Genomic DNA, 253 nt, shown 5'->3' with positions numbered 1-253 from the left:
GTGAAGGCGCTTCAGGACCTTGGCCAGGCCCGGCGCGAGTGTGGTTCGCGGTGTCTTCGTCTTCTTCATCGCACAGCTCAAAAATTCGCTACCCAATTTTAACGTGGGCCTTACTGCAACAGAACCGGCAGTCGAGGCGAACGTCGACTGCGTGATCGCCGACGGCGCGTACTACAGTATCGCGCAGACCGAGGCGTGGTCAACCTGTGGTGTGCTGCCGGTGATTCCACCACCGGCCAATGCGGTCGTTCAC

General features: G+C 60.1%; 1 protein-coding gene. It reads left to right on the top strand.

All coding sequences use genetic code 11. From position 1 onward, the window contains the following. Nucleotides 1-19: 19 nt before the first annotated feature. Nucleotides 20-253 (top strand): hypothetical protein (locus AB3X89_RS40705; RefSeq protein WP_368588117.1); only part of this gene is annotated, 234 nt, incomplete at its 3' end.

The sequence above is a fragment of the Paraburkholderia sp. BR14320 genome (assembly GCF_040948665.1).
Lineage (GTDB): Bacteria > Pseudomonadota > Gammaproteobacteria > Burkholderiales > Burkholderiaceae > Paraburkholderia > Paraburkholderia youngii.
This window is presented reverse-complemented; position numbering and strand designations above follow the sequence as displayed.